Origin of the sequence: Streptomyces sp. NPDC021080 (assembly GCF_044333225.1) — a bacterium.
Classification (GTDB): Bacteria; Actinomycetota; Actinomycetes; order Streptomycetales; family Streptomycetaceae; genus Streptomyces.
Map to the genome: position 1 here is coordinate 63,946 of NZ_JBIRQM010000001.1, position 23,404 is coordinate 87,349.

Consider the following 23,404-nt stretch of genomic DNA (forward strand, 5'->3'; position numbering starts at 1 on the left):
GGCCCTTTCCTGACGTTCGGTGTGCTTGGAAAACTCCTTTCGCGCACGTTCCGTCAACCTCCGGCCGCAGGGCCCGTCAGGACAGAGGTCACCCAGTCATGCCTCAAGTGAATCGGCGCCGCTTCTTCCAACTCGCCGGTGGGACAGCTGCGTTCACCGCACTGTCCAGCAGCGTCCAGCGCGCGGCGGCGCTGCCCGCGCACCGCCGTTCGGGCTCGATCGAGGATGTCGAGCACATCGTCGTGCTGATGCAGGAGAACCGTTCGTTCGACCACTACTTCGGATCGATGAGAGGCGTCCGCGGCTTCGGCGACCCGCGTCCGGCCACCACGACGGGCACCAAGCCGGTCTGGTACCAGTCGGACGGCACCAAGGACGTCCTCCCCTTCCACCCGGAGGCGGACGACCTCGGTCTCGCGTTCCTCAAGGACCTGCCGCACGGCTGGAGCGACGGGCACGCCGCGTTCGACAAGGGCAGGTACGACAAGTGGGTACCCGCCAAGTCGGCGACGACGATGGCCTATCTGACGCGTGAGGACATCCCCTTCCACTACGCGCTGGCCGACGCGTTCACCGTCTGCGACGCCTACCACTGCTCGTTCATCGGCTCCACGGACCCCAACCGCTACTACATGTGGACGGGGTACACGGGCAACGACGGCAAGGGTGGCGGCCCGGTCCTCGGCAACGACGAGGCCGGGTACGGCTGGACGACGTACCCGGAGCGACTGGAGGCGGCCGGGATCTCCTGGAAGGTGTACCAGGACGTCGGTGACGGGCTGGACGCGAACGGCTCCTGGGGCTGGATCCCCGACGCCTACCGGGGCAACTACGGCGACAACTCGCTGCTGTACTTCGACCAGTACCGCAACGCGCAGCCGGGCGACCCGTTGTACGACAAGGCCCGCACCGGCACCGACGCCCGCAAGGGCGAGGGGTTCTTCGACCGGCTCCGGGCCGACGTGCGGAGCGGCAAGCTGCCGCAGGTCTCCTGGATAGCCGCTCCCGAGGCGTTCTCGGAGCACCCCAACTGGCCCGCCAACTACGGCGCCTGGTACATCTCCCAGGTGCTGGACGCGCTCACCTCCGACCCCGGGGTGTGGAGCAGGACGGCCCTGTTCGTCACGTACGACGAGAACGACGGCTTCTTCGACCACCTGGTGCCGCCCTTCCCGCCGCAGTCGCCGGCCCAGGGGCGCTCCACGGTCGACGTCGGCCCGGACCTGTTCGCGGGCGACGCGAGCCATGCCGCCGGACCGTACGGACTGGGCCAGCGGGTGCCGATGCTCGTCGTCTCGCCCTGGAGCAAGGGGGGTTACGTCTGCTCCGAGACGCTCGACCACACGTCGATCATCCGGTTCATGGAAGCCCGGTTCGGGGTGCGTGAGCCCAACATCTCGCCCTGGCGGCGGGCCGTCTGCGGCGACCTCACCGCCGCCTTCGACTTCTCCCGGAAGGACGGCGAGCCGGTCGCGCTGCCCGCCACCGACGGCTACCGGCCGCCGGACGGCGACCGCCACCCCGACTATGTGCCGACCCCGCCCGCGAACCCCGCCCTGCCCCGGCAGGAGCGCGGCTCGCGACCGACCCGTCCGCTCGAGTACGCGCCCCTCGTGGACGGTTCGGCCGACACCGCGGCCGGGAAATTCACGCTGACCTTCGGCTCCGGTCCCAAGGCGGGCGCGGCCTTCCTCGTCACCTCGGGGAACCGTACCGACGGCCCCTGGACCTACACCACCGCCGCGGGCGAGACCGTCGCGGACACCTGGAACTCGGCCTACTCGGGCGGCTCGTACGACCTCACCGTCCACGGTCCGAACGGCTTCCTGCGCACCTTCAAGGGGGACAACAGGACGGCGGGACCGGAGATCACCGCCCGTCACACCGGCTGCGACGTGGAGCTCGCCTTCGTCAACAAGGGGGCCGCCACGGCGACGCTCAGGCTCACGAACGGCTACGGCGGACCGTCCCGGGTCTTCCGGGTCCGGGCGGGCGCGACCGTGAGGCACACGGTGGACCTGACGGCGAGCAAGCGCTGGTACGACCTCGGTGTCGTCGTCGACGGCCAGGCAGGCTTCCTGAGGCGATTCGCCGGACATGTCGAGAATGGTCGACCCGGTGTGAGCGACCCTGCTCTGATTACTGTCTGATGGGCCCACAACTGACCGTTGTTTTCCGGCCATGTCGCGGTAGGGTGCCCCGGTGACGACGCATTCGAACACTCCTGCAGGTTGGTACCCGGACCCGAACGGGAAGCCCCAGACGCAGCGTTACTGGGACGGCTCGCAGTGGACCGACCAGGAGGCTCCGGCGGGGCAGCAGGTGCCGCACCAGGGCACGCCGCCCCAGCAGCCCTTCCCCCAGCAGGCCACCGCCCCCGACCCGCGGGTCCAGCGCCAGGTGCAGCAGCAGGCCGGGGTGGCCCCGAGCGGTGTCGGCGGCGGCACGCTGTTCACCGAGCCGGTCCTGGTGGTGAACCAGAAGGCCAAGCTGATCGAGCTGACCAACGAGTACAAGGTCATGGATCAGCAGGGCAACCCGATCGGCTCGGTCACCGAGGTCGGCCAGGGCGTGCTGAGGAAGATCCTGCGGCTGGTCTCCAGCCTCGACCAGTACCTCACCCACCGGCTGGAGATCCGCGACGCCCACGGGCAGCCGCAGTTGCTGCTGACCCGGCCGGCGAAGATCTTCAAGTCCCGCGTGATCGTGACCCGTCCGGACGGCTCGACCGTGGGCGAGATCGTCCAGAAGAACATGATCGGCAAGATCAACTTCGCGTTGAACGTGGACGGCCGGCAGGTCGGCGCGATCAAGGCGGAGAACTGGCGCGCCTGGAACTTCGCGATCGTCGACGAGTCGGAGAACGAGGTGGCCCGGATCACGAAGACCTGGGAGGGCCTCGCCAAGACGATGTTCACGACCGCGGACAACTACGTCCTGCAGATCCACTTCCAGCTCCCGGAGCCGATGCTGAGCCTCGTCGTCGCGACGGCGCTGACCGTCGACACGGCGCTCAAGCAGGACGCCCGCGGACTGGGCTGACGGGACACGGATGTACGGAAGGGCGGCCGCGGCCGGCCCTCCGGTGCGTCCCGCCCGTCACCCAGGCCGTCGCCGCCCGCGGTGACGTCCTCCTACAGGGAGGTCAGATGGCCCGAGCCGGCCTGCCGGGGCGTCAACGAGGGTTCGTGCGCGACCCCGTTCGGCTCCAGCGCCAGCACGGCGGCGACCGGGTGGTCGTCGTCCGCCAGGCCGTCCAGGGGAGCGTCCGCCGGTGCCCCCGCCGGTTCGGGCGCCGTACGCGACAGCGTCACCACGCCCCACGCGGCGATCGACGCTCCGACGAGCGCGAGCAGCAGGCCCGCCGCGCCGCCCTGAAGGCGTTCGCCGAGCAGGGACAGCCCGATCGCCGCCGCGGCCAGCGGGTTGGCGAGTGTCACGACGGCCAGCGGGGCGCCGAGCCCGCCCTGGTAGGCGGTCTGCGACAGCAGCAGTCCGCCCGCCGCGAAGGCCGCCACGAGCAGGGCCACCACGACGACCTGCGCGCTGAACGGCGAGTTCGAACGGGCCGTCGCGGCGACCGTCACGGTCTGGGTGAGCGCCGAGGCCACGCCCGAGGCGAACCCGGAGGCCGTGGCGTGCCGCAGTCCCGGCCGGGCGCGACGCGCCAGAACGCCGATGACCGCGGCGGTCGTTCCCGCGACGGCGAGCGCCTGCGGCAGGCTCAGCACCTCGTCCGGCGCGGCCCCGGACGCGGTGACGAGCAGCGCGGCGAGGCCGGTCAGGGTGAGCGCGGTGCCGCGCCACTCGACCGCGCTGACCCGCCGTCCGGCGATCCGCGCGCCCAGCGGCACGGCGGCCACGAGGGTGAGCGCCCCGAGCGGCTGGACCAGGGTGAGCGTTCCGTACTTGAGGGCCGCGACGTGCAGGAGCGCGGCCGAGGCGTTCAGTGTCACCGACCACCACCAGGTGCCCTGGGCCAGCAGGCGCAGCGTGCCCGTGCCCGTGCCGGCCGACCGGGCGGCGAGCCGCTCCTGGGCGACGGCCGCGGAGGCGTAGGCGGCGGCGGAGAACAGGGAGAGGCCGACGGCGACGAGCGTCGGGTTCATCGCCCGGCTCCCACGAGTCCGGGCAGCTCCCGTACGGGGGGCTCGGCGGGCTCGTGGCCCCGGAGCCGTGCCGAGGAGGTCGCCGTGCGGTGCGGCGGGCGGACCACGGCGAGGGCGACGCAGAGCAGGGCGGTCGCGACGATCGCGTCGAGCCAGTAGTGGTTCGCGGTGCCGACGATCACCAGCAGGGTGAGCAGGGGATGCAGCAGCCACAGCGCGCGCAGCCGCGACCGGGTCGTTGCGATCAGGCCGACGGCGACCATCAGTGCCCAGCCGAAGTGCAGCGACGGCATCGCCGCGAACTGGTTCGCCAGGGCGTCGGTGGCCGGGTGCGCTCCGTACACCGTGGGCCCGTACACCCGGCCGGTGTCGACGAGGCCCGTCCCGGGGAGCAGCCGCGGCGGGGCGAGCGGGAACGCGAGGTGCCCGACCAGGGCGGCGGCGGTGACCAGGGCGAGGACCCTGCGGGCCCACACGTAGTGCGCGGGGCGCCGCAGGTACAGCCACACCAGGAAGGCGACGGTGGCCGGGAAGTGGACGGTCGCGTAGTAGGTGTTCGCGAGGTGCACGAGCGTGTCGCTGTGCAGCAGCGCGGCCTGCACGGTGCCCTCGTCCGGCAGGTGCAGCGAGCGCTCCCAGCCCCGGACGCGGTGCGCGTCGGCGAAGGCCTCGTCGGTGCGGCCGGTGGCCAGCAGCCGTCCGGCCTTGTAGACGACGAAGAGCCCGGCGACGAGCAGCAGCTCCCGCAGCAGCGGCGGGCGCGCCACGGTGTCGTCCGCGTGCACGCCCGGACGCACGTGTGCGAACGGGCGCGGGCGCGGGCCGACGGCCGTGGCGCGTGACGCGGCCGCGGGTATGGAGGCGTCGGGTGCCGATGTGTCGGATGTCGCCGCGTCGGGCGGCTCCGGTTCCGGCGCGGAATCGGATGCGGGATCTGCAGGCTCGATGCGGGAATCCATCCCCCGGCCCCCTTGCTGACGGTCTGATGTCGTGCGAAGCGCGGTGAGCCCAGGACAGGATCCACTCGGCCTTCCCGGTGCGGGAGGAGTGGATCCTGTCCGAGGCTCATCGATACGGCAGTGTACCGATACGACTGTGTACCGATACGCGAGTGTACCGATACGGATGCGTACCGGTACCCTTGCGTATCGATTACACTGGGCGCAAGACCGCACCGGTTTCGGGCCGGATCGAGCGAGGAGAAGCGCCATGACGTCGCAGGCCGCGGACGGACCGGAGACGGTCGTCGCCTCGCGCCGCTCCAAAATCACCCCCGAGCGTGAGCAGGAGTTCTACGACGCCGTGCTCGAACAGATCCGGGAATGCGGCTACGAGGCGCTCACCATGGAGGGCGTCGCCGCCAGCACCCGGTGCAGCAAGTCCACGCTCTACCGGCAGTGGAAGACGAAGCCCCAGTTCGTGGCCGCCGCGCTGCGCAACAACCGCTGTCCGCGGTTCACCGGGATCGACACGGGCTCGCTCGCCGGGGACCTGCGTGCGGCGGCGGGGGCCGCGGGGGAATGGTCGGCCCGGGACAGCACGCAGCTGCTGCAGGGCCTCGGCAACGCCGTGATGCAGGACAAGGAGCTCCAGCAGGCGCTCCGCGAAGCGCTCGTGGAACCCGAGGTCGCCGAACTGCGGCAGATGATCAGCCGCGGCGTCGAGCGCGGGGAGGTCGACGCCGGTCATCCGGCGCTGGAGTTCATCCCGGCGCAGATGCTGGGGGTCCTGAGGGTGCGTCCCCTCCTGGACGGCCAGTACGCGGACGCGGCGTATCTCACACGGTTCGTGGAGGCCGTCGTCCTTCCGACGCTCGGCCTCACCTGATGCTCAGGCCGCCGTCCGTGGGATGACCGGACGGCGGCCTGTACCGCGCCGCACCGTGGGGACGGGGGCGGCGCGTACCCCCCGGCCGGGTGGGGTGCCCCTTGAGCGGAGGGGCGCTCCACCCGGCCGATCCACTTCCGTCCGGCCCGGGCCGGACGGTGGCGCGACCGGACAGGTCCTAGACGTTCTGGCCGTTGCCGCCGGTCCCGGGCGCCACCTTGATGCCCTTGGTGATCGTGTCGATGACCGACTGCGGGGGAGCCTTGGAGCCGGCGTCGACGCCGAAGCGGACGACGACCAGCGAGGCGGGGTCGGCCGGGGACGGGAACACCAGCGATTCGACGTAACCGTCGTCGCCCTTGCTCGTCACGACCTTCCAGCGGACCATGTAGCCCTTCTCCCCGGCCACCGTGACCGCCTTCGAGGCGAGCTGCGCGTGCGAGGTGATCGAGCCGTAGCCCTTGCCGTACGACTCGGTGGCGTTCTTGGAGATGTCCTCCTTGGCCGCCGCCTCCGCCGTCGTGGACTTCAGCTTCTGCGCCTTCGCGGGGGCCGAGTAGGCACCGCCGCGCTGGCAGTCCTGCGAGGTGTCGCCCGGGCACTTGTAGGTGTCCTTGGTGGAGACCGAGGCCGTGCCCGCGCCGCTCCGGCCGGTCCAGCCGTCCGGCACCGGGATGCTGATGCCGTTGTAGACGTCCGTGGCGAAGCCGGGGTCCGTCTGCGGCCGGCCCGACTCGCCGGGCGCCGGGGTCTGCCCGCCGAAACCGTCCGAGCCCCCGGAGCCGTCCGGCCCGCCGGACCCGCCGGGCGCCCCGCTCGGGCCGCCCTCCTGGCCGCCGCCGGGGCCACCCGGTGCGCCCTGGCCGTTCGGCCCGGCGGAGGCCGCGCTGCCGCCACGTCCGTTGTCGCTGGTCAGCGCGTACACGCCACCGACGATACCGGCGAGGACGGCGACCGCCGCCGCGACCGCTATGCCCGTGCGCAGCCCGCGCCGCGGGGCGGAGGGGGCGTGCGCCGGATAGGGACCGGTGGCTCCCGCCGGGTACACCGGGGGACCCCACGCGGCCGCCGACCCGACGGGGCGGACCTGGTCCGTCCATGTCCTACCGTCCCACCAGCGCTCGGTGGCGGGAGCGTCATCTGTCTGCCCGGGGTCGGGATACCAGCCGGGGGGAGTCACCTGCGTCATGGCCCCACCGTATGAGTCCAGGGTGAAAGGCGGATGAGAGGGTTCCCCCTGAGCCCCTTCCGGGCCCCGAAGCGACTGTCCGGCTTCCCGCCGGGAGAGCGTCCGCACCTCCCCCGCTTTGACGCGGGCATGCAGATGACCGGGCCCGGGTGGACGGACGCCGAGGCCCACCGGACGGATGAAGAACGCCAGTGCCAGGAGCGCGTACGACGCGCGAACCGCCCGGGCCGGCCGTCGCGCCCCTCGGGCGTGCGGCGGCGGGGCCCGGCGGGCGTCGGGCGACAGCCGGGGGCGCCGGACGCGAACGGCTCGACGAGACCTCCGCGGCTCCCGGGAGCCGCGCCCCGGGAGCGTGCCGGAGGAGGGCGCGCAGGTCACGGTCGCGCGCGGGGGCGCTCGTGCCGGTTCATCCCGTGGAAGCCCGCGGGCCGGCCGGGCTCGGCCCGGGGCGGTGAACGAAGGAGGAAAATTACCTTTATTTTCCCAGTGATTGACTGTCCGTCACTTCCCTTCCGGGCGGCCGGGTGTTCGGCGGCGCGCCCTCCGGGACATCGCCGTCGTCCGTCCCGGCGCACGGTGCCGGGTCCCGCCTCCACCGCGGCTTCCAGGAGGCTAGGCTCGTTGTAGTTACGTCGTTTGGGCGACCTGGGGAGGTAGCGGGATGACGGAGGTACGGCCCGGAGCGGTCGCCTCGGCTTCCCTGTGGGAGCGCGACGAGGAGGTCGCCACCCTCGAAGAGGCGATCATCGCGCTGCGCGCGGAAGCGGCGACCTCGGGCACCGTGCTGGTGCTCACCGGAGAAGCGGGTCTCGGCAAGACCGCCCTCCTCGCCGAGGCACGCAGGATCGCGGAGAGCAACGGCTGTGCCGTGTGGTCGGCACGCGGCGGCGAGACCGTCACGTCCGTCCCCTTCAACGTCGTACGGCAGTTGCTCCAGCCGGCCCTCGTCTCGCTGCTCCCGGAGGAGGCGCGCGAATACCTGGGAGACTGGTACGACATCGCCGGACCCGCCCTCGGCATAACGGAACCGGGCGTGCGGCAGCCCGACCCGCAGGGCGTGTGCGACGGTCTGGTCGCCGCGGTGCGGCGGCTCGCGAAGCGGGACTGGCCGCTCGTGCTGCTCATCGACGACGCGCACTGGGCCGACCAGGAGACCCTGCGCTGGCTCGCCGCGTTCGCCGAGCGCCTGGACGACCTGTCCGTCCTCGTCGTGGTGGCCCGTCGGCCCGGCGGGGTCAGCGGCGAGAGCGCCCGGCTGCTCGACGCGGTGGCCGCCGCGGGCCGTCCGGTCTCCACCCTGACCGCGCTGACCCCGGCCGCCGCCGAGGGACTCACCCGCGCCACGCTCGGGGAGCACGCCGACGCGCCCTTCTGTCGCGAGGTGTGGGCGGTCACCGGCGGCAACCCGTACGAGACCGTCGAACTGCTCGCCAAGGTCCAGGACAGCGAGATGGAGCCGGTCGAGGGCTCGGCCGCCGAACTGCGCGACCTGAACCGCTCCGCCCGCGGCCGTGGACTCGTCGCCCGCCTCGAAGGGCTCGGTATCGACGCCACCCGGTTCGCCTGGGCGGCCGCCATCCTCGGCACCGGGATCTCCCTCGACCTCGCCGCCCAGCTCGCCGGAATGCCGGACGACGACGCCTCCCGCTGCGCCGAACTGCTGGGAGCCGCACGCATCCTGACCGCCGTCGGCACGACAGGCGGCCAACAGTCGTACGGCGAGCTGGAGTTCGTGCACCCGCTGATCGCCACAGCGGTCTACCGCTCCATCCCGGACGCCCTGCGCACGGCGATGCACGGCCAGGCGGCCTGGGCGGTCACCGAGTCCGGACGCGGTGCGGCCGCGGCCTCCCGCCACCTCCTCGAAGTGCATCCGGACGACGACCCCGAACTCGTCGAGCAGATGCGCGAAGCCGCCCGAGAGCACCTCGCCGTCGGCGCCCCGGACGCGGCCCGGCGCTGCCTGGAGCGCGCCCTGAAGGAGCCACCGCTGCCCGAAGTGCACGCACGCGTGCTCTACGAACTGGGCTGCGCCACGCTCCTGACCGCGCCGGCCACGACCATCGGCCATCTGCGGGCCGCCCTCGAACGGCCCGGACTCACGGACACCGAGCGGGTCGACGCCGTCTTCCGGCTCTCCCAGGCGCTCGTGCACAACAACCAGCTGGACGACGCCGTCCGCACGGTCGACGCCGAGGTCGAGCGGCTGGACCCGGGACCCGCCCGGATGAGACTCCAGGCCGTGCACTACATGTGGGAGGGCATCCACGCGGGCGAGGAGCGCGCCGGACACTCCAGCGGCCTCGCCGAACTCGCCACGACCTGCACGGGACGCGACAACTCCGAGCGCGCGCTCCTCATACTGCGCGGCTTCGACGCCATGACCCGCGGCGAGAACGCCGAGGTGGTCGCGGAACTCTGCGACCGGGCCCTCGTCAACGGCCGCCTCGCCCCCGGACTCGCCTGGACCGACAGCGAGTGGGGCGTCGAACTCCTGCTGATGCTGGGCAGCGCGTACGCCTACACGGACCGGCTCGACCGGGCCGAGAGCCTCTTCAGCGAGGCCCTGCACGCCTATGTGAAGGCGGGCTGGAGCGGCGGTCACCTCTCCCTGGCGAACGCCTACCTCGGTCTCGCCCACCGCAGGCGGGGCCGCCTCGTCGACGCGGAGCACTACCAGCGCGCGTCGCTGCGCCTCGCGGAACGGGTCGGCCGCGGACTGCCCCTGTACTGGTCGGCGACCTGCGGGCTCATCGACACCCTGCTGGCCCGCGGGCACGTCCAGGAGGCGGCGGAGATCGCCGAACGCTACGGCTTCGCGCCGCCGTACCCCTCCACGATCGTCCTTCCCGACACCCGCTCGGTGCGCGGCCGTCTGCTGCTGGCCGTCGGCCGCACCAAGGAGGGCATCAACGAACTGGAGGCGGCGGAGAAGGCCGCCGCCGCCCGCGGCCACCACAACACGGTGCTCGCGCCCTGGGCCGTCGACCTCGCGAGGGCGCTCGCCAACGAGGACCCGGCACGCGCCGCCTCCCTGGCCGGCGACGCCCGCCGCCAGGCCGAGCGGTTCGGCACCGACACGGCGATCGGCGAAGCCCTGCGGTGCGCCGCCGCCCTCGAAACCGGTCAGCGCGCGGTCCGGCTGGCGGCCCAGGCGGTCACCTATCTGGAAGCCTCCCCCTGCCAGTACGAACACGCGGCGGCCCGCATCGAGTACGGCATCGCGTCCCGTTCGGTGACGGAACTGAACAAGGGCCTGACGCTGGCGCGTGCCTGCGGCGCGGACGGTCTGGTGGCGAAGGCGGAGGCGGCACTGGCGGGCCTGTAGCGAACCGCTGGTGGCCCGCTGTCCGCGGCGTGCCACCGGCGGTCCGTCACCCGTGGCGCACGGTCGGAGGGCAGCCCGTGGGCGGGATCCCTCGGCGGGGTCAGTCCGCGGGGGAGCCGTCGTCCTCCGCGCTCTCCTCGGCCAGCACCCGCTGGGCCACCGCGAACGCCGAATTGGCGGCCGGGACACCGCAGTAGACCGCGGTCTGCAGCAGCACCGCGCCGATCTCCTCCGGTGTGAGCCCGCCCCGCCGGGCCGCCCGGACGTGCATCGCCAGCTCGTCGTGGTGACCGTGCGCCACCAGAGCGGTCAGTGTGATCATGCTGCGCTCGCGGCGGGTCAGTGTCGTGTCGGTCCAGATCTCACCCCAGGCGTAGCGCGAGACGAAGTCCTGGAACCGGGCCGTGAACGGGCTCTGGCGCGCCTGCGCGCGGTCCACGTGCGCGTCACCGAGGACCTGCCGGCGTACCTCCATGCCGCGCCGGGCACCTCCCGAGAAGTGCGTCCGCAGAGCCGTCAGCACGGCCTCCGGGCACTGCGCGGGCGCAAGGTGCGAGGCGCCCGGGATCTCCACGAGCGCCGCGCCCGGCACCGCGTCCGCGATCTCCCGCAGATGCGCGGGCGGCGTCGCGGGGTCCTCGCGCCCGGCGATCAGCAACGTCGGTACGGTGATCGACGCCAGCCGGTCCCGGATGTCGAAGCCGGCCAGGGCGTCACAACAGGCGGCGTACGCCTCCGGGTCGGCGTCACGGTGGTCCCGGACCAGCTCCGGCACCGTGAAACCGGCGGTGAACCAGCGCGCGTCGGCGGTCGCGGCGAGGGGCCCGAGTCCCTCGCGGCGCACCCGCTGCGCCCGTTCCTCCCACGGCTTCGACCCGTTGAAGTGGGCCGAGGAACAGATGACGGCGAGGGACGAGAGCCGCTCGGGGTGGTGGACCGCCAGATGCAGGCCCACCGCGCCGCCCAGCGACACACCGGCGTACGCGAAACGCCCGATGCCCAGGGAGTCGGCCAGCTCCAGCACGAGCGCGGCCAGGTCCGCGACCGTCGCCCCGGGGCCGATCGCGCCGGCCGGTGAACCGCCGTGTCCCGGCAGGTTGAAGCGCACCACCCGGTGGCCGGCGGACAGTTCGGGCGCGACCTTGTCCCACAGGGCGTACGACGTCCCGAGCGAGGGCCCGAGGAGCAGCGGGGGAGCGGAGGGGGACCCCTCGGCACGATGGGTGAGCAGGTTCGCGGTCAACGTCGCTCCAGAGCACGGTCGGTGAGGACTCCGGCGGAGCCCGTGTAGCGGGTCGGATCGGTCAGGTCCGCGAGGCCGGTACCCGGGAGGCTCCGGAGAGCGGGCTCGTCGCCGAGCACCTCCGCGAGGGGCCGCCGCTCACCGGCCGCCCGCTCGGCGGCCCGCGTCAGCAGCTCCTTGGCGCGCGCCCGGCCCAGAACCGGGGCGAGTTCGGCGGCCAGCCGCTCGGAGACGATCAACCCATGGGTGAGGTCCAGGTGTTCGCGCATGGCGTCGGCGTCGACCCGTAGCCCCTCGGTCAGTTCGGCCGTGTCACGGGCCGCCCCGCCGGTCAGCCGGAGCAGATCGCGCAGGGGTTCCCATTCGGCGTGCCAGGCCCCGGCCGGGCGTTCGTCCTCGGCCGCCATCGAGCCGTACAGGGCCGCGGCGAGCAGGGGAGCGCGCCGGGCGGCCGAGGCGACGAGCGTGGCCTTGACCGGGTTCGCCTTGTGCGGCATCGCGGACGAACCGCCGCCGGTCCCTTCGGCCAGCTCGGCGATCTCGGTGCGCGAGAGGGTGAGCACGTCGACGGCCGTCTTGCCGAGCGCGCCGGCCGTGAACGCCAGCGCCCCGGCCAGGTCCGCGACCGGGGTGCGCAGCGTGTGCCAGGGCAACGCGGGCTCGGCGAGGCCCAGTTCGCGGGCGTACGCGGCGACGAGGGCCCGGGTGTCGGCCGCGCCGAAGGCGGTGAAGGCGGCCAAGGTGCCTGCCGCGCCGCCCAGTTGGGCGGGCAGGGAGGTTCGTACGGCACGCAGCCGGTCCCTGGCGTCGAGCACCAGCGACCGCCATCCCGCCGCCTTCAGTCCGAAGGTCGTCGGCACCGCGTGCTGGGTGAGCGTGCGGCCGGGCAGGACGGTGTCCCGGTGCCGGGCCGCGAGCCGGGCGAGGTTGCCGGCGGTCCGCTCCAGGTCGTCCAGGACCAGGTCCAGGGTGCGGGCCGCGACGAGCATGGTGGCCGAGTCCAGGATGTCCTGGCTCGTCGCGCCCCGGTGGACGTACGGGCCGAACTCGGCGGCGACAGCGGCTGTCAGGTCCGTGACCAGGGGGATCACCGGGTTGCCGCCGCCCCGGGCACGCAGCGCGATCGACGCGAGGTCGAAGTCCGCGCCGCGCGCCGCGAGGGTCACCGCCGTCGCGGCCTCGGCCGGGGCCAGCCCCAGGGACGCCTGGGCCCGGGTCAGCGCGGCCTCCGCGTCGAGCAGGGCCCGCAGATACGCGGTGTCGCTCGTCGCGGCCGACGCCGGGGAGCCGGCCCGGCCGGGAGCGAGCAGCCCGGTGTCGGTGGCGAGGGGGTCGGCGGGTGTCACCGGAACTCCAGGAAGACCGTCTCGCCTTCGCCCTGAAGGCGGATGTCGAAACGGTACGTCCGCGGCGCGCCCGCGGTGGCGATCAGCGTGGCGCGCCGCTCGTCCGGCAGCGCGTCGAGCAGCGGGTCCGTGCCGTCGGCCAGATAGGCCCGGGTGAACAGATGGTGTGTCAGACCGCGTGCGAAGACGCACACGCCGATGTACGGCAGTCCCGCGTTCCCCGGCGGCAGCGTGCGCAGCGCGTAGTGGCCGTCGGCGTCGGTGGCGACCCGTCCGAAGCCCGTGAAGTCGACGCCGTTGCGGCCGAGGAAGCCGCCCGTGGACGGATCGCGGCGCAGGGATCCCGGGGCACCCTTCAGGGAGCCGTCGGGCCCGGCCTGCCAGAAGTCGAGCAGGGCGTCGGGGACCGGCGCCCCCGCCCCGTCGTGGACACGGCCGTGCAGGGTGATCGTGTCGGGATGGCCCTGGGGTGCGATGTCGCCCCCGCCCGGGAAGGGCAGGGCGTGGCCGTAGAAGGGGCCGATGGTGTGGGCGGGGGTGGGGAGCAATCGCTCGGTCATGCTCGGTGGCCTTCCTCGATCCAGGTGGCGGAGGGACCGTCGAGGACGATGTCCCACGCGTAGCCCAGGGAGAACTCGGGCCGCGACAGATCATGGTCGTAGGCGGCGATCAGCCGGCCGCGGGCCGCCTCGTCCGTCACGGACCGCAGGATCGGGTCGTGACGGAAGAGCGGGTCGCCCGGGAAGTACATCTGGGTGACCAGCCGCTGGGTGAACGCGGTGCCGAAGACCGAGAAGTGGATGTGCGCGGGCCGCCAGGCGTTGGTGTGATTGCCCCAGGGGTACGGTCCCGGCTTCACCGTGGTGAACGTGTACCGTCCCTGATCATCCGTCAGGGTCCGCCCCACACCGGTGAAGTTGGGGTCGAGCGGGGCGGGGTGCTGCTCGCGCAGATGGGCGTACCGTCCCGCGGCGTTGGCCTGCCAGATCTCGATGAGCTGGCCGCGCACCGGACGGCCCGAGCGGTCGAGCAGCCGGCCCGAGACGGTGATCCGCTCGCCGATCGGCTCGCCCCGGTGCTGCAGGGTGAGGTCGTTGTCGATCTCGGTGATGTCGGTGACACCGAAGACCGGGCCCGACAGCTCGACCGTCTCCGGGTCGCCGCCGCTCACGGCGACCAGCGGCTGCTTCGGGTGGCGCAGCCGTGAGCCGAGGTACGGGGCGTAGTCGCGTGCGGGATGGTGCCGCACGGGCGCGCCGCCGGCCACCGCCTTGTCGTACGCGTCCTGGAGATCCTTGATCCCGGCGTCGATCTCCGTCTGGGTGAGGGCCATGGTCGACTTCCTAGCGTTCGAGGACGAGGGCGGGGTCCTGGCCCACGCCGATACGGAGGGGTGCGGCGTACCTGCCGGCGGGCGTCCGGACAGCGGCGGCGGTGCGGACGTCCTTCACGATCCGATCCCCTCCGCGACGACGATCTCGGCGGCGGTCCTCGCCGCGATCTCACCGGCGGTGACACCCGGCGCGGTCTCCACCAGGAGCAGACCCCCGGCGGTGACGTCGAGGACGCCCAGGTCGGTGACGATCCGGTTGACGCACGCCTTTCCGGTGAGCGGCAGTCCGCACTCCCGCAGGATCTTGGGCGAGCCGTCCTTGGCGGTGTGCGTCATGACCACGATGACCCTCCGGGCCCCGTGGACGAGGTCCATCGCGCCGCCGATGCCGGTGATCATCTTGCCGGGGACGGCCCAGTTGGCGAGGTCGCCGCCGGCCGACACCTGCATCGCGCCCAGCACCGCGACGTCGATGTGCCCGCCGCGGATCATCCCGAAGGACAGCGCGGAGTCGAAGTACGAGGCACCCGGCAGGACCGTGACGGTCTCCTTGCCGGCGTTGATCAGGTCGGGGTCGACCTGATCCTCGGCCGGGTAGGGGCCGGTGCCCAGAATGCCGTTCTCCGACTCCAGGACCACCTCGACCCCCGCGGGGAGGTGATTGGGGATCAGGGTCGGCAGTCCGATGCCGAGGTTCACGTACTGGCCGTCCGTCAGCTCGCGCGCGGCGCGGGCGGCCATCTCCTCCCTGCTCCAGGCCATCACTCGCCCACCGTTCCGTCCCCGGCGGACGCCGAGACCGTCCGCTTCTCGATCATCTTGGCGCCCGCCTGCTCGCGGGTCAGCGCCACGACGCGCTGCACGAAGATGCCCGGCAGGTGCACCGCGTCCGGATCGATCCCGCCCGGCTCCACGAGTTCCTCGACCTCGGCGACCGTCACCCGGCCGGCCATCGCGGCGAGCGGATTGAAGTTCCGGGAGGACTTGTTGAAGACGAGGTTGCCGTGCCGGTCGCCCTTCGCGGCCCGCACCAGCGCGAAATCGGTGCGGATGCCGTGCTCCAGCACGTACGCGGTGCCGTCGAACTCGCGGACCTCCTTCGGCGGGGAGGCCAGGATGACGCCGCCCCGGCCGTCGTACCGCCACGGCAGCCCGCCCTCGGCGACCTGGGTGCCGACCCCCGCGGGCGTGTAGAAGGCGGGGATGCCGGCACCGCCGGCGCGCAGCCGCTCGGCGAGCGTGCCCTGCGGGATCATCTCGACCTCCAGCTCGCCGGCCAGGTACTGCCGGGCGAACTCCTTGTTCGCGCCGATGTACGAGCCGGTGACCCGGGCGATGCGTCCGGCGGAGAGCAGGGTCGCGAGTCCGGAGTCCATGGCCCCGCAGTTGTTGGAGACGACCCCGAGCCTCCGCACGCCACGCTCGTGGAGTGCCTGGATCAGCACGTTCGGCACACCGCTGAGGCCGAATCCGCCGACCGCCAGCGTCGCGCCGTCCGGTACATCGGCCACCGCCTCCAGTGCCGTGGCGACCACCTTGTCCATCCGTGAAGCCCCATCTCTCCCGAGTGTCCCGCACCTCAATTAATCAGGGCACTGATTAATTCTCCGAGGTGCGCAACACGCTGCCACCCGGACTTCGGCGCGTCAAGACTCCAGATAGGCGACGTGAAGGGGGAGGTCGGTCCGGTCGATGGAAGCGGGACAGTCGCCAGGTGGGCGGGTATCGTTCAGTGCACCAACCAATATGAACGCACCGGCGCGTACCGGATCCGAGGAGCGCACATGGCCGCGGTGGACCTCTCCACCCACCCCGGGCACCTGGCCCGGCGACTGCAGCAGGCGCACTACCTGCTGTGGAACACGATGGTCTCCGAGGAGATCACCTCGCCCCAGTTCGCGGTCCTGAACGCGCTCGTCGCCGAGCCCGGCCTCGACCAGCGCACGGTGGGGGAGCGGGTGGGCCTCGACCGGTCCACCATCGCCGAGGTCATCAGCCGGCTCGGGCGCCGCGAGCTGCTGGACAAGGTGCGCGACCCGCAGGACGGGCGGCGCTTCCTGCTCCGCCTCACGGACGACGGCCTGCGCGTCCACCGGAAGCTGACCGTGCGCACCGCACGCATGAACCAGGTCTTCCTGGCGCCCCTCTCCGCCGGGGAACAGGACCTCTTCTTCGACCTCATCCGACGGGTCTCGGACGCCGCGGAGATGCTCCGCAACCCCTCGGAGCCCCTCCCCGCGGAGCGCTGAGGCCCGCGCCCGGGGAGCTCACGCCTTGGCGAGGACGACCCACACCTGGCCCGGGGCGAAGTTCATCGGCGCGCCGTCCGGGGTGGTGAACCGGGTGCCGTCGGCCGCCTCGGGGCGCGTCCACTTCGCGTCGAAGGCGCGGCCGTCGCGCAGCACCTGGGCCGTGCCCGTGCCCACCGACTCGGTGAACGGAGTGTTGTTGCCGAGGAAGTCGTGGTACCTCGACGTCCGCACCTTCACGTACTGGATGACCACCGTCGCCGGGGCCACCGTCTTGCCGTCCGTCGTCACGGTCGGGGTGCCGTCCATGGCCACCAGCCAGCGCCCGCGGTCGGCGGACCAGGTGAAGGTGAAGCGCGCCGACGGGAAGCGGACCGTGCGGGAGGCCTCGGGGGTGCCGCCCGCGGGCGCCGAACCGAAACGGAAGCCCGTGGTCAGGGCGGCGTCGCCGGGCACGGAGTCCATCAGCTGCCGCGGGCGCAGATACAGATTGTGCGGCGCGGCCTTGCCCGTGCCCCGGTACCAGGCGTCGGGCACCTTCCCCGCCGGCTCGGGATCCAGCGGGGCGTCGGCGATCAGCGGCAGCAGTTTGTGCTGGGCCCCGGAGAAGGCGAGCGTCGGCTCGTGGAACTGTCTCAGCAGTTCCAGATCCGACTCGCGGGCGCTGCGCACGGGCCCGACGGCCTTGGGCAGGGTGCTCGCGAAGACCGCCATCAGCCGGCTCAGACCGCCCTCGACCTGCTCCGCGTAGACCACGTCCGCCGCGTCGAGCCCCGTCTGGGGGCGGGCGTCGGGCGCGTTGTCTATCTTCACGGCGAGCACCGGACCGGCCTTCGCCGTGCCGGTCTTGCTCTCGCTCGGGCTCCGGCTCTGACTCGGAGACCGGCCGTCGTCGGGGGCCCCGCCCCCCGAGGTGCAGCCCGACACCAGGGAGCCCGTCACCGTGACGGCCAGCAGCGCCGCCGTCCACGCGCCCCGCCGCGTCCGTGCCATCTCTCGCATGCCCACCGTGCCACCTGTCCCGTGCCATCGATTTATGCGCTCATCAGTTCATCGGTGGCCTTACCCGATCGTTTCTGATTACGCGTGGCGAGTGAGGTGATCGGCTCGGCGGGTCGATCCGTACAGGGGCGAACGGGGTTGCGGACGAAGTGGTTCCGTGCCCGGTGCGTCAGCTCCGCGGCCCCAGGATCTCCGCCAGGTCGTAGCCGACCGGCTCCTCCAGTTGTCCGTACGTGCAGCTCTCGGCGGTGCGGTCGGGGCGCCATCGGCGGAAGCGGGCCGTGTGGCGGAACCGTACGCCGTTCTCCATGTGGTCGTACGCCACCTCGGCCACCCGCTCGGGCCGGACCGGGATCCAGGACAGGTCCTTCTGCGCCGACCATCTGCTGGGCGCGCCCGGCAGCCGGGCCGACTCGTGCGCCGACTCCTGCGCCCAGGCCTCCCACGGATGCCCGGCCGCGTCCTCGAGCCGCAGGGGCTCCAGTTCCTCCACCAGCTCCGCCCGCCGCTTCATCGTGAACGCAGCGCTCACGCCCACGTGCTGGAGCGTGCCCCCGTCGTCGTACAGGCCCAGCAGCAGCGAGCCGACGACCGGTCCGCTCTTGTGGAAGCGGTAGCCGGCGACGACGACATCCGCCGTCCGCTCGTGCTTGATCTTGTACATGGCGCGCTCGTCCCGCAGATACGGCAGCGTGAGGGGTTTCGCCACGACTCCGTCGAGCCCCGCCCCCTCGTACCGCTCGAACCACCGCTGCGCCACCTCGCCGTCCGTGGTCGCGGGCGCCACGTGGACCGGCGCCGTCACCCCGGACAGCGCCTTCACCAGCAACGCGCGCCGGTCGCTCAGCGGCACGTCGAGCAGGGAGGTGTCGGCGAGTGCCAGCAGGTCGAAGGCCACGAAGGAGGCGGGGGTCTTCTCGGCCAGCATGCGCACCCGTGAGTCGGCGGGGTGGATCCGCTCCGTGAGCGCGTCGAAGTCGAGCCGCCCCTCCCTGGCGATCACGATCTCCCCGTCCATCACGCAGCGCTCCGGCAACCGCTCCCGCAACGCCTCCACGAGCTCAGGAAAGTACCTGGTCAGCGGCTTGCCGGTACGGCTGCCGAGCTCCACCTCGCCGCCGTCGCGGAACACGATCGCCCGGAAGCCGTCCCACTTCGCCTCGTAGTGCATGTCCGGCGGGATCTTCGCCACGGACTTGGCGAGCATCGGCTTGACGGGTGGCATCACCGGCAGATCCATACTTCGACTCTAAGAGCCGTCCATGGTGTCCGCCTGTTGCGCCATTCGGCCGACAGGGTCCGGCTGTCCTGCGGTTTTACCGCCGTTTCACGACCGGGCCGTGAGACGGGTGTGAGACGCGACCGCGGTGCTCAGCCGCCGGTGGCCGGGTCCTGCTTCGGCCGTCCGCCCTTGCGGGACCGGCGCTCCGCGAGCTCCTTGTCGGCCTTCTCCAGGTCGGCCTCGTCCTCGTCGGTGCCGTGCTCGAGGACACGGGCCCTCATGTGCTCGAGGACGTCGTTCGTGCGATCCGTCCCGAGCTGTTCGCACACCCGGCCGTATGCCTGCCACGGCGGATCCGGCACCCGGATCGGTCGGGGCGTCGTGTGCCGCTTCGGCGCCGCGGCGGACTGCTCTGCCACCGGCGATGGTCGTCCAGCGGTGCCCGGCTCCGCCGGCGGTCGTCGCTAGCTGTCCGAGGGGTGCGATGCGGGACGGGTGAACAGGTGCGCGCGCCGTACCCCGGCCTTGCGCAGTTCGTCTGCCACGATGCGCAGCGCGGTGCGGGCCATGTGCGGAAACATCCCGCCCTTGCAGTCCATCCACACGCGGGGCACCGTGTCGTCGACGGCGACGTAGTTGGGGCTGTAGAGGTCGGTGTCGGCCATGGTGTCGTCGGCTTCCTCCGGCGAGAGTTCGCGGCCGTCCTCGAGCACGCGCCCCAGGCGGCGTTCCGCGGCGGTGAGCGCCGCGACCGCACGGGCCGGATCGTCCGACTCGACGGCGATCTCCCAGTGCTGTTGGAACATATCGCCGTCGCCCCCCAGAATGCGCAGCGCGCCCGGGTCCACCGTGATGCCGCCCGGCTCGCTCTCCGAGACCACGGCCCGACGCATCCAGAATGCGCTTTGGTCGGTTTCCAGGCATGCCTCGGCCACGTACCAGAGCATCTGCGGGCCGGAACCGCCAACTGCCTCCTCGAACAGGCTGCGTGCGCGTTCCCGGTCCCCCGAGTCCAGGGCCTGGCACCCTCGCCTGAAAGCGATCTCGGCAGGGTGATCGACAGATGGCAGGCGGGAATCATCGGTATCCACAGCCGATGTCTACCACCCGGTTCTGACATACGGTCACTGAGCTGCCGAATCAACCGGCAGCGCCGACACGGACCCGACCGGTCGAACTCGCCCGGCACATGGTCGAGATCACCTGTCAGAGGGCGACAAGCTCCGGCTGCGCCTCGGCACCGTGCGTCGTGTCCCGTCTCGGGCGATCCGGTCCCTGTCTCGAATGATCTGGTCCGATTCGCTCGCCGTCCCGGATGATCCGGTCCCGCGGGTCTGCTTCTTCGGTCTCGTCGGCCCTGGTGGCATCTGAGCTGTCCCTGGTGCTGACCGCTGGGGGCAGGAGCTGGTCATAGCCGTGCGGCCGTGCGGATCAGGCCGGCCAGGGCGAGGGAGCGGCTGTGGGCGGGCCAGACGATGTGGGTCACGACGGGAGGTGCGTCGGTCAAGGGGACTGCCGTGTGCTCGGCCCACAGCCAGGAGCGGGCGGAGTCGGGGACGACCGCCACGGTGCGTCCGAGGGCGATCAACTGGGCCAGTTGCGTCTGGTTGTGGATCTCGGGGCCCGGGCCGGGTGCGTAGGTGCCGTGGGTGGGCCAGCGGGCGAGCGGCAGATCGGGGACGTCCCTGACATCGGCCAGGGACAAGGTCTCGCGGGCGGCGAGGGGGTGCCCGGCAGGCAGGACGGCGACCTGTCCCTCGGTCGTCAGTGCCTCGCTGTCGAACCCGGCGAGGGAGTTCCACGGCGTGTGCATGAGCGCGACATCGGCGCGTCCGTCGCGCAGCAGCTCTTCCTGCTCGCAAATGCCGCACGGCAGCACCTCGATCTCGGCACTGTCGGGCTCGGCCGCGTAGGCGTCGAGAAGTTTCCGCAGCAGTTCGTGGGACGCGGCGGCCTTCACCGCGAGGACCAGCCGACCGCGGGAGCCGTCAGGGCTGTCGGCACCGCCGGCGCGCCGGGTGCGGCGAGCGGCGGCAGCGGTCGCGTCGAGGGCCGCCCGGCCCTCGTGCAACAGCACCTCTCCGGCACCGGTCAGACGGACGCCACGGCGGTTGCGCTGCAACAAGCAGACCCCGAGGCGCCGTTCGAGCTGCTGGATCGCCCGCGACAGCGGCGGCTGGGCCATGCCGAGGCGCTCGGCGGCGCGCCCGAAGTGGAGTTCCTCGGCGACCGCCACGAAGTACCTCAGCTCGCGGGTCTCCAGGGTGTCCACGGCCGCAGCATACGCGGTGATACCTGGCAGGTATGACAGGACACCGTATCGGTGTTGGCCGCGCCACTCGTCCGCGAGCCAACATCATCAGCATGAGCGAAACGATGATCGCGCTGGTGACCGGCGCGAACAAGGGCATCGGGTACGAGATCGCGGCCGGGCTGGGCAGCCTCGGGTACCGCGTGGGCGTGGGAGCCCGCGACGCCGCCCGACGCGAAACCGCCGTCGGGAAGCTGCGCGCCGCCGGCGTGGACGCGTTCGGGGTACCGCTGGACGTGACCGACGACCGGAGCGTCACTGATGCCGCGGAACTGATCGAACGGCTGGCCGGACGTCTGGACGTCCTGGTCAACAATGCCGGCATCTCGGGCGAGATGGACCCGGGGTGGGTGCAGGACCCGACCGCGCTCGACCTGGAGGTGCTCCGCGCGGTCGTGGATACCAACGTCATGGGTGTCGTCCGGGTGACCAACGCGATGCTGCCACTGCTGCGGCGCTCGGCCTCGCCGCGCATCGTCAACGTCTCCAGCAGCGTCGGCTCCCTGGCCCGGCAGACGGACCCGGACATCGAGATCCCGATCATGGCGGCCTACGCGCCGTCGAAGTCGTTCCTCAACGCCCTCACCGTGCAGTACGCCCGGCAGTTCGCCGGTACGAACATCCTGATCAACGCCGCCTGCCCGGGCCTGGTCGCGACCGACTTCACAGGCTTCCAAGGGCCCCGCACTCCTGAACAGGGCGCGGCCACAGCGATCCGGCTCGCCACCCTGCCCGACGGCGGCCCGACCGGTTCGTTCTTCGAGGACGACGGCGTCGTCCCCTGGTGATCACGAACCCGCCGTGAGTCGACGAGGCTCCGGCAGGTCCACGAAACGGTGGAGAAGGACCGGATCGACAGGAGAGCAGACGGCCTCTGCGCCCGGTGTGCGGGACCCGTGAGCCGCGCCTACCGTGGCTCGCATGGGCGATGCGGTGGAACTCGAAGCGGCCGGCAGGAGCGTTCGCCTGTCCAGCCCGGACAAGATCTTCTTCCCGGAGCGCGGCTTCACGAAGCTGGATCTCGCCCGGTACTACCTCGCCGTCGGCGACGGCATCCTGCGCGTCCTGCGCAACCGCCCCACCACGCTGGAGCGCTATCCGGACGGGGTGACTGGCGAGTCCTTCTTCCAGAAGCGGGCGCCCAAGAACATGCCCGACTGGATCCCGACCGCCCGCATCACCTTCCCCAGCGGCCGCAGCGCCGACGAGATGTGCCCCACCGAGCCCGCCGCGGTGCTGTGGGCCGCGCAGTTCGGCACGCTCACCTTCCATCCGTGGCCGGTCCGCCGCGACGACGTCGACAGCCCCGACGAACTGCGCATCGACCTCGACCCCCAGCCCGGTACGGACTACGCCGACGCGGTGCGGGCCGCCCACGAACTGCGGGAGATCCTGCACGAGTACGGCGGTCTGCGGGGCTGGCCCAAGACCTCCGGAGGCCGCGGGCTGCACCTCTTCGTGCCGATCCAGCCGCGCTGGACCTTCACCCAGGTGCGCCGGGCCGCCATCGCCGCGGGGCGCGAGCTCGAACGCCGCATGCCCGACCAGGTCACCGTCGCGTGGTGGAAGGAGGAGAGAGGCGAGAAGATCTTCGTGGACTACAACCAGACCGCCCGGGACCGAACCATCGCCTCCGCCTACTCCGTACGGCCCCGCCCGCACGCCCCGGTCTCCGCGCCCCTGCGCTGGGACGAGGTGCAGGACGCCAGACCCCGGGACTTCGACCTGGCGACCATGCCGAAGCGCTTCGCCGAACTCGGCGATGTGCACGCCGACATGGACGACCACGCCTTCTCCCTGGAGGCCCTGCTGGAACTCGCCGACCGCGACGAGCACGACCACGGCCTCGGCGACCTCCCGTACCCGCCCGACTATCCGAAGATGCCGGGCGAACCCAAACGGGTGCAGCCGAGCCGCGCGAAACACGAGGACGCCGGGCCGTCGGGCGACTGATCCCCCAACAGGTCCGGCACGTCCGTCGCCGGCTCGGTGCAGGAGTGTCCCGACGACGACCGGTCGATCTCCTCGATCCCCGTGAGCACGCGGACCTCCCCTTGGCCGCGGCGTGTTCCCGCCACTGATCACAGCATGCCGCACCCCACTGACAACGGGTTCCGCCGGACCGGACACCGGGGGAGCGGGCAGGTGCCCGCTCCGCCGAAGTGCCCTCCGGAGAGATCGGATCGAGCCGTTCTCGATGATCGGGGAGCACTTCCCCGGAGCGAGCGGTCGCGCGGCTATCCTG

At 72.2% G+C, this 23,404-nt stretch carries 21 protein-coding genes; 7 read left to right on the top strand and 14 right to left on the bottom strand.

The genetic code is table 11. From position 1 onward, the window contains the following. The first annotated feature begins 98 nt into the window (after positions 1-98). Together ACH4S8_RS00275 and ACH4S8_RS00280 are read left to right on the top strand one after the other, a co-directional pair. Positions 99-2,150 carry a phosphocholine-specific phospholipase C gene (locus ACH4S8_RS00275; RefSeq protein ID WP_398389422.1) on the top strand — a complete coding sequence of 684 codons (2,052 nt, stop codon included), beginning with the start codon at positions 99-101 and terminating at the stop codon, positions 2,148-2,150. 52 nt (positions 2,151-2,202) lie between these two features. Next, a complete protein-coding gene (locus tag ACH4S8_RS00280; protein WP_398389423.1) occupies positions 2,203-3,042 on the top strand; it encodes a phospholipid scramblase-related protein in 840 nt (279 codons plus the stop codon). Between the two features lie 92 nt (positions 3,043-3,134). Here the strand turns inward: ACH4S8_RS00280 and ACH4S8_RS00285 are convergent, their stop codons facing one another. Then, a complete protein-coding gene (locus tag ACH4S8_RS00285; RefSeq protein WP_398389425.1) occupies positions 3,135-4,109 on the bottom strand; it encodes a hypothetical protein in 975 nt (324 codons plus the stop codon). After that, complete coding sequence (locus ACH4S8_RS00290; protein WP_398389427.1) at positions 4,106-4,894, bottom strand: phosphatase PAP2 family protein; 789 nt, start codon at positions 4,892-4,894, stop codon at positions 4,106-4,108. The genes ACH4S8_RS00285 and ACH4S8_RS00290 overlap by 4 nt, the downstream gene beginning before the upstream one ends. Positions 4,895-5,318: 424 nt before the next feature. On the opposite strand from ACH4S8_RS00290, the gene ACH4S8_RS00295 reads away from it, so the two are divergent. Then, positions 5,319-5,936, top strand: coding sequence for a TetR/AcrR family transcriptional regulator (locus ACH4S8_RS00295; protein ID WP_398389428.1), 618 nt, complete (start codon positions 5,319-5,321; stop codon positions 5,934-5,936). A 178-nt stretch (positions 5,937-6,114) separates the two neighbouring features. Here ACH4S8_RS00295 and ACH4S8_RS00300 read toward each other — a convergent pair whose 3' ends face one another. Beyond that, complete coding sequence (locus ACH4S8_RS00300) at positions 6,115-7,125, bottom strand: DUF2510 domain-containing protein (RefSeq protein ID WP_398389430.1); 1,011 nt, start codon at positions 7,123-7,125, stop codon at positions 6,115-6,117. 661 nt (positions 7,126-7,786) lie between these two features. Between ACH4S8_RS00300 and ACH4S8_RS00305 the strand changes: the two genes are divergently transcribed. Continuing rightward, complete coding sequence (locus ACH4S8_RS00305; protein WP_398389432.1) at positions 7,787-10,453, top strand: ATP-binding protein; 2,667 nt, start codon at positions 7,787-7,789, stop codon at positions 10,451-10,453. Positions 10,454-10,553: 100 nt separating this feature from the next. On the opposite strand, the gene pcaD is transcribed toward ACH4S8_RS00305, so the two are convergent. The 6 genes from pcaD to ACH4S8_RS00335 form a co-directional block, all read right to left on the bottom strand. Then, on the bottom strand, positions 10,554-11,696 hold the full coding sequence (gene pcaD, locus ACH4S8_RS00310) for a 3-oxoadipate enol-lactonase (RefSeq protein WP_398389434.1): 1,143 nt from the start codon (positions 11,694-11,696) through the stop codon (positions 10,554-10,556). Further along, positions 11,693-13,042, bottom strand: coding sequence for a 3-carboxy-cis,cis-muconate cycloisomerase (gene pcaB / locus ACH4S8_RS00315; RefSeq protein ID WP_398389436.1), 1,350 nt, complete (start codon positions 13,040-13,042; stop codon positions 11,693-11,695). The genes pcaD and pcaB overlap by 4 nt, the downstream gene beginning before the upstream one ends. Beyond that, positions 13,039-13,602, bottom strand: coding sequence for a protocatechuate 3,4-dioxygenase subunit alpha (gene pcaG / locus ACH4S8_RS00320; protein WP_398389437.1), 564 nt, complete (start codon positions 13,600-13,602; stop codon positions 13,039-13,041). The genes pcaB and pcaG overlap by 4 nt, the downstream gene beginning before the upstream one ends. Beyond that, complete coding sequence (gene pcaH, locus ACH4S8_RS00325) at positions 13,599-14,375, bottom strand: protocatechuate 3,4-dioxygenase subunit beta (protein WP_398389439.1); 777 nt, start codon at positions 14,373-14,375, stop codon at positions 13,599-13,601. Before pcaH ends, pcaG begins: the two co-directional genes overlap by 4 nt. Positions 14,376-14,489: 114 nt before the next feature. Beyond that, positions 14,490-15,137 (bottom strand): CoA transferase subunit B, encoded by a 648-nt coding sequence (locus ACH4S8_RS00330; protein WP_398389441.1) that lies wholly within the window; start codon positions 15,135-15,137, stop codon positions 14,490-14,492. Then, complete coding sequence (locus ACH4S8_RS00335) at positions 15,137-15,919, bottom strand: CoA transferase subunit A (protein ID WP_398389442.1); 783 nt, start codon at positions 15,917-15,919, stop codon at positions 15,137-15,139. Before ACH4S8_RS00335 ends, ACH4S8_RS00330 begins: the two co-directional genes overlap by 1 nt. 240 nt (positions 15,920-16,159) lie before the next feature. Here ACH4S8_RS00335 and ACH4S8_RS00340 point away from each other — a divergent pair, with 240 nt between their 5' ends. Beyond that, positions 16,160-16,624, top strand: a complete 465-nt coding sequence (locus tag ACH4S8_RS00340) for a MarR family winged helix-turn-helix transcriptional regulator (protein ID WP_398389444.1) — start codon at positions 16,160-16,162, stop codon at positions 16,622-16,624. Between the two features lie 18 nt (positions 16,625-16,642). On the opposite strand, the gene ACH4S8_RS00345 is transcribed toward ACH4S8_RS00340, so the two are convergent. The 5 genes from ACH4S8_RS00345 to ACH4S8_RS00365 form a co-directional block, all read right to left on the bottom strand. Continuing rightward, positions 16,643-17,626, bottom strand: coding sequence for a DUF3048 domain-containing protein (locus ACH4S8_RS00345; protein WP_398389445.1), 984 nt, complete (start codon positions 17,624-17,626; stop codon positions 16,643-16,645). A 169-nt stretch (positions 17,627-17,795) separates the two neighbouring features. After that, complete coding sequence (locus tag ACH4S8_RS00350; protein ID WP_398389447.1) at positions 17,796-18,866, bottom strand: ATP-dependent DNA ligase; 1,071 nt, start codon at positions 18,864-18,866, stop codon at positions 17,796-17,798. A gap of 131 nt (positions 18,867-18,997) precedes the next feature. After that, positions 18,998-19,267 carry a hypothetical protein gene (locus tag ACH4S8_RS00355; protein WP_398389448.1) on the bottom strand — a complete coding sequence of 90 codons (270 nt, stop codon included), beginning with the start codon at positions 19,265-19,267 and terminating at the stop codon, positions 18,998-19,000. A gap of 45 nt (positions 19,268-19,312) precedes the next feature. Beyond that, complete coding sequence (locus ACH4S8_RS00360) at positions 19,313-19,939, bottom strand: hypothetical protein (protein ID WP_398389449.1); 627 nt, start codon at positions 19,937-19,939, stop codon at positions 19,313-19,315. Positions 19,940-20,256: 317 nt separating this feature from the next. Continuing rightward, entirely contained in the window at positions 20,257-21,120 is an 864-nt protein-coding gene (locus ACH4S8_RS00365) for a LysR family transcriptional regulator (protein WP_398389450.1), read from the bottom strand. A 92-nt stretch (positions 21,121-21,212) separates the two neighbouring features. Between ACH4S8_RS00365 and ACH4S8_RS00370 the strand changes: the two genes are divergently transcribed. Then, the gene (locus ACH4S8_RS00370; protein WP_398389452.1) at positions 21,213-21,947 is read left to right on the top strand and encodes an SDR family oxidoreductase; all 735 of its coding nucleotides are present in this window, start codon (positions 21,213-21,215) and stop codon (positions 21,945-21,947) included. A 133-nt stretch (positions 21,948-22,080) separates the two neighbouring features. Beyond that, positions 22,081-23,112 (top strand): non-homologous end-joining DNA ligase, encoded by a 1,032-nt coding sequence (gene ligD / locus ACH4S8_RS00375; RefSeq protein WP_398389453.1) that lies wholly within the window; start codon positions 22,081-22,083, stop codon positions 23,110-23,112. The last annotated feature ends 292 nt before the right edge of the window (positions 23,113-23,404 follow it).

Coding starts and splice junctions, on each gene's coding strand:
- ACH4S8_RS00345 (WP_398389445.1), bottom strand. CDS start 17,626: ATGCGAGAGATGGCACGGACGCGGCGGGGCGCGTGGACGGCGGCGCTG.
- ACH4S8_RS00305 (WP_398389432.1), top strand. CDS start 7,787: ATGACGGAGGTACGGCCCGGAGCGGTCGCCTCGGCTTCCCTGTGGGAG.
- pcaG (WP_398389437.1), bottom strand. CDS start 13,602: ATGACCGAGCGATTGCTCCCCACCCCCGCCCACACCATCGGCCCCTTC.
- ACH4S8_RS00370 (WP_398389452.1), top strand. CDS start 21,213: ATGAGCGAAACGATGATCGCGCTGGTGACCGGCGCGAACAAGGGCATC.
- ACH4S8_RS00285 (WP_398389425.1), bottom strand. CDS start 4,109: ATGAACCCGACGCTCGTCGCCGTCGGCCTCTCCCTGTTCTCCGCCGCC.
- ACH4S8_RS00300 (WP_398389430.1), bottom strand. CDS start 7,125: ATGACGCAGGTGACTCCCCCCGGCTGGTATCCCGACCCCGGGCAGACA.
- ACH4S8_RS00335 (WP_398389442.1), bottom strand. CDS start 15,919: ATGGACAAGGTGGTCGCCACGGCACTGGAGGCGGTGGCCGATGTACCG.
- ligD (WP_398389453.1), top strand. CDS start 22,081: ATGGGCGATGCGGTGGAACTCGAAGCGGCCGGCAGGAGCGTTCGCCTG.
- pcaH (WP_398389439.1), bottom strand. CDS start 14,375: ATGGCCCTCACCCAGACGGAGATCGACGCCGGGATCAAGGATCTCCAG.
- ACH4S8_RS00330 (WP_398389441.1), bottom strand. CDS start 15,137: ATGGCCTGGAGCAGGGAGGAGATGGCCGCCCGCGCCGCGCGCGAGCTG.
- ACH4S8_RS00340 (WP_398389444.1), top strand. CDS start 16,160: ATGGCCGCGGTGGACCTCTCCACCCACCCCGGGCACCTGGCCCGGCGA.
- ACH4S8_RS00350 (WP_398389447.1), bottom strand. CDS start 18,866: ATGGATCTGCCGGTGATGCCACCCGTCAAGCCGATGCTCGCCAAGTCC.
- ACH4S8_RS00295 (WP_398389428.1), top strand. CDS start 5,319: ATGACGTCGCAGGCCGCGGACGGACCGGAGACGGTCGTCGCCTCGCGC.
- ACH4S8_RS00275 (WP_398389422.1), top strand. CDS start 99: ATGCCTCAAGTGAATCGGCGCCGCTTCTTCCAACTCGCCGGTGGGACA.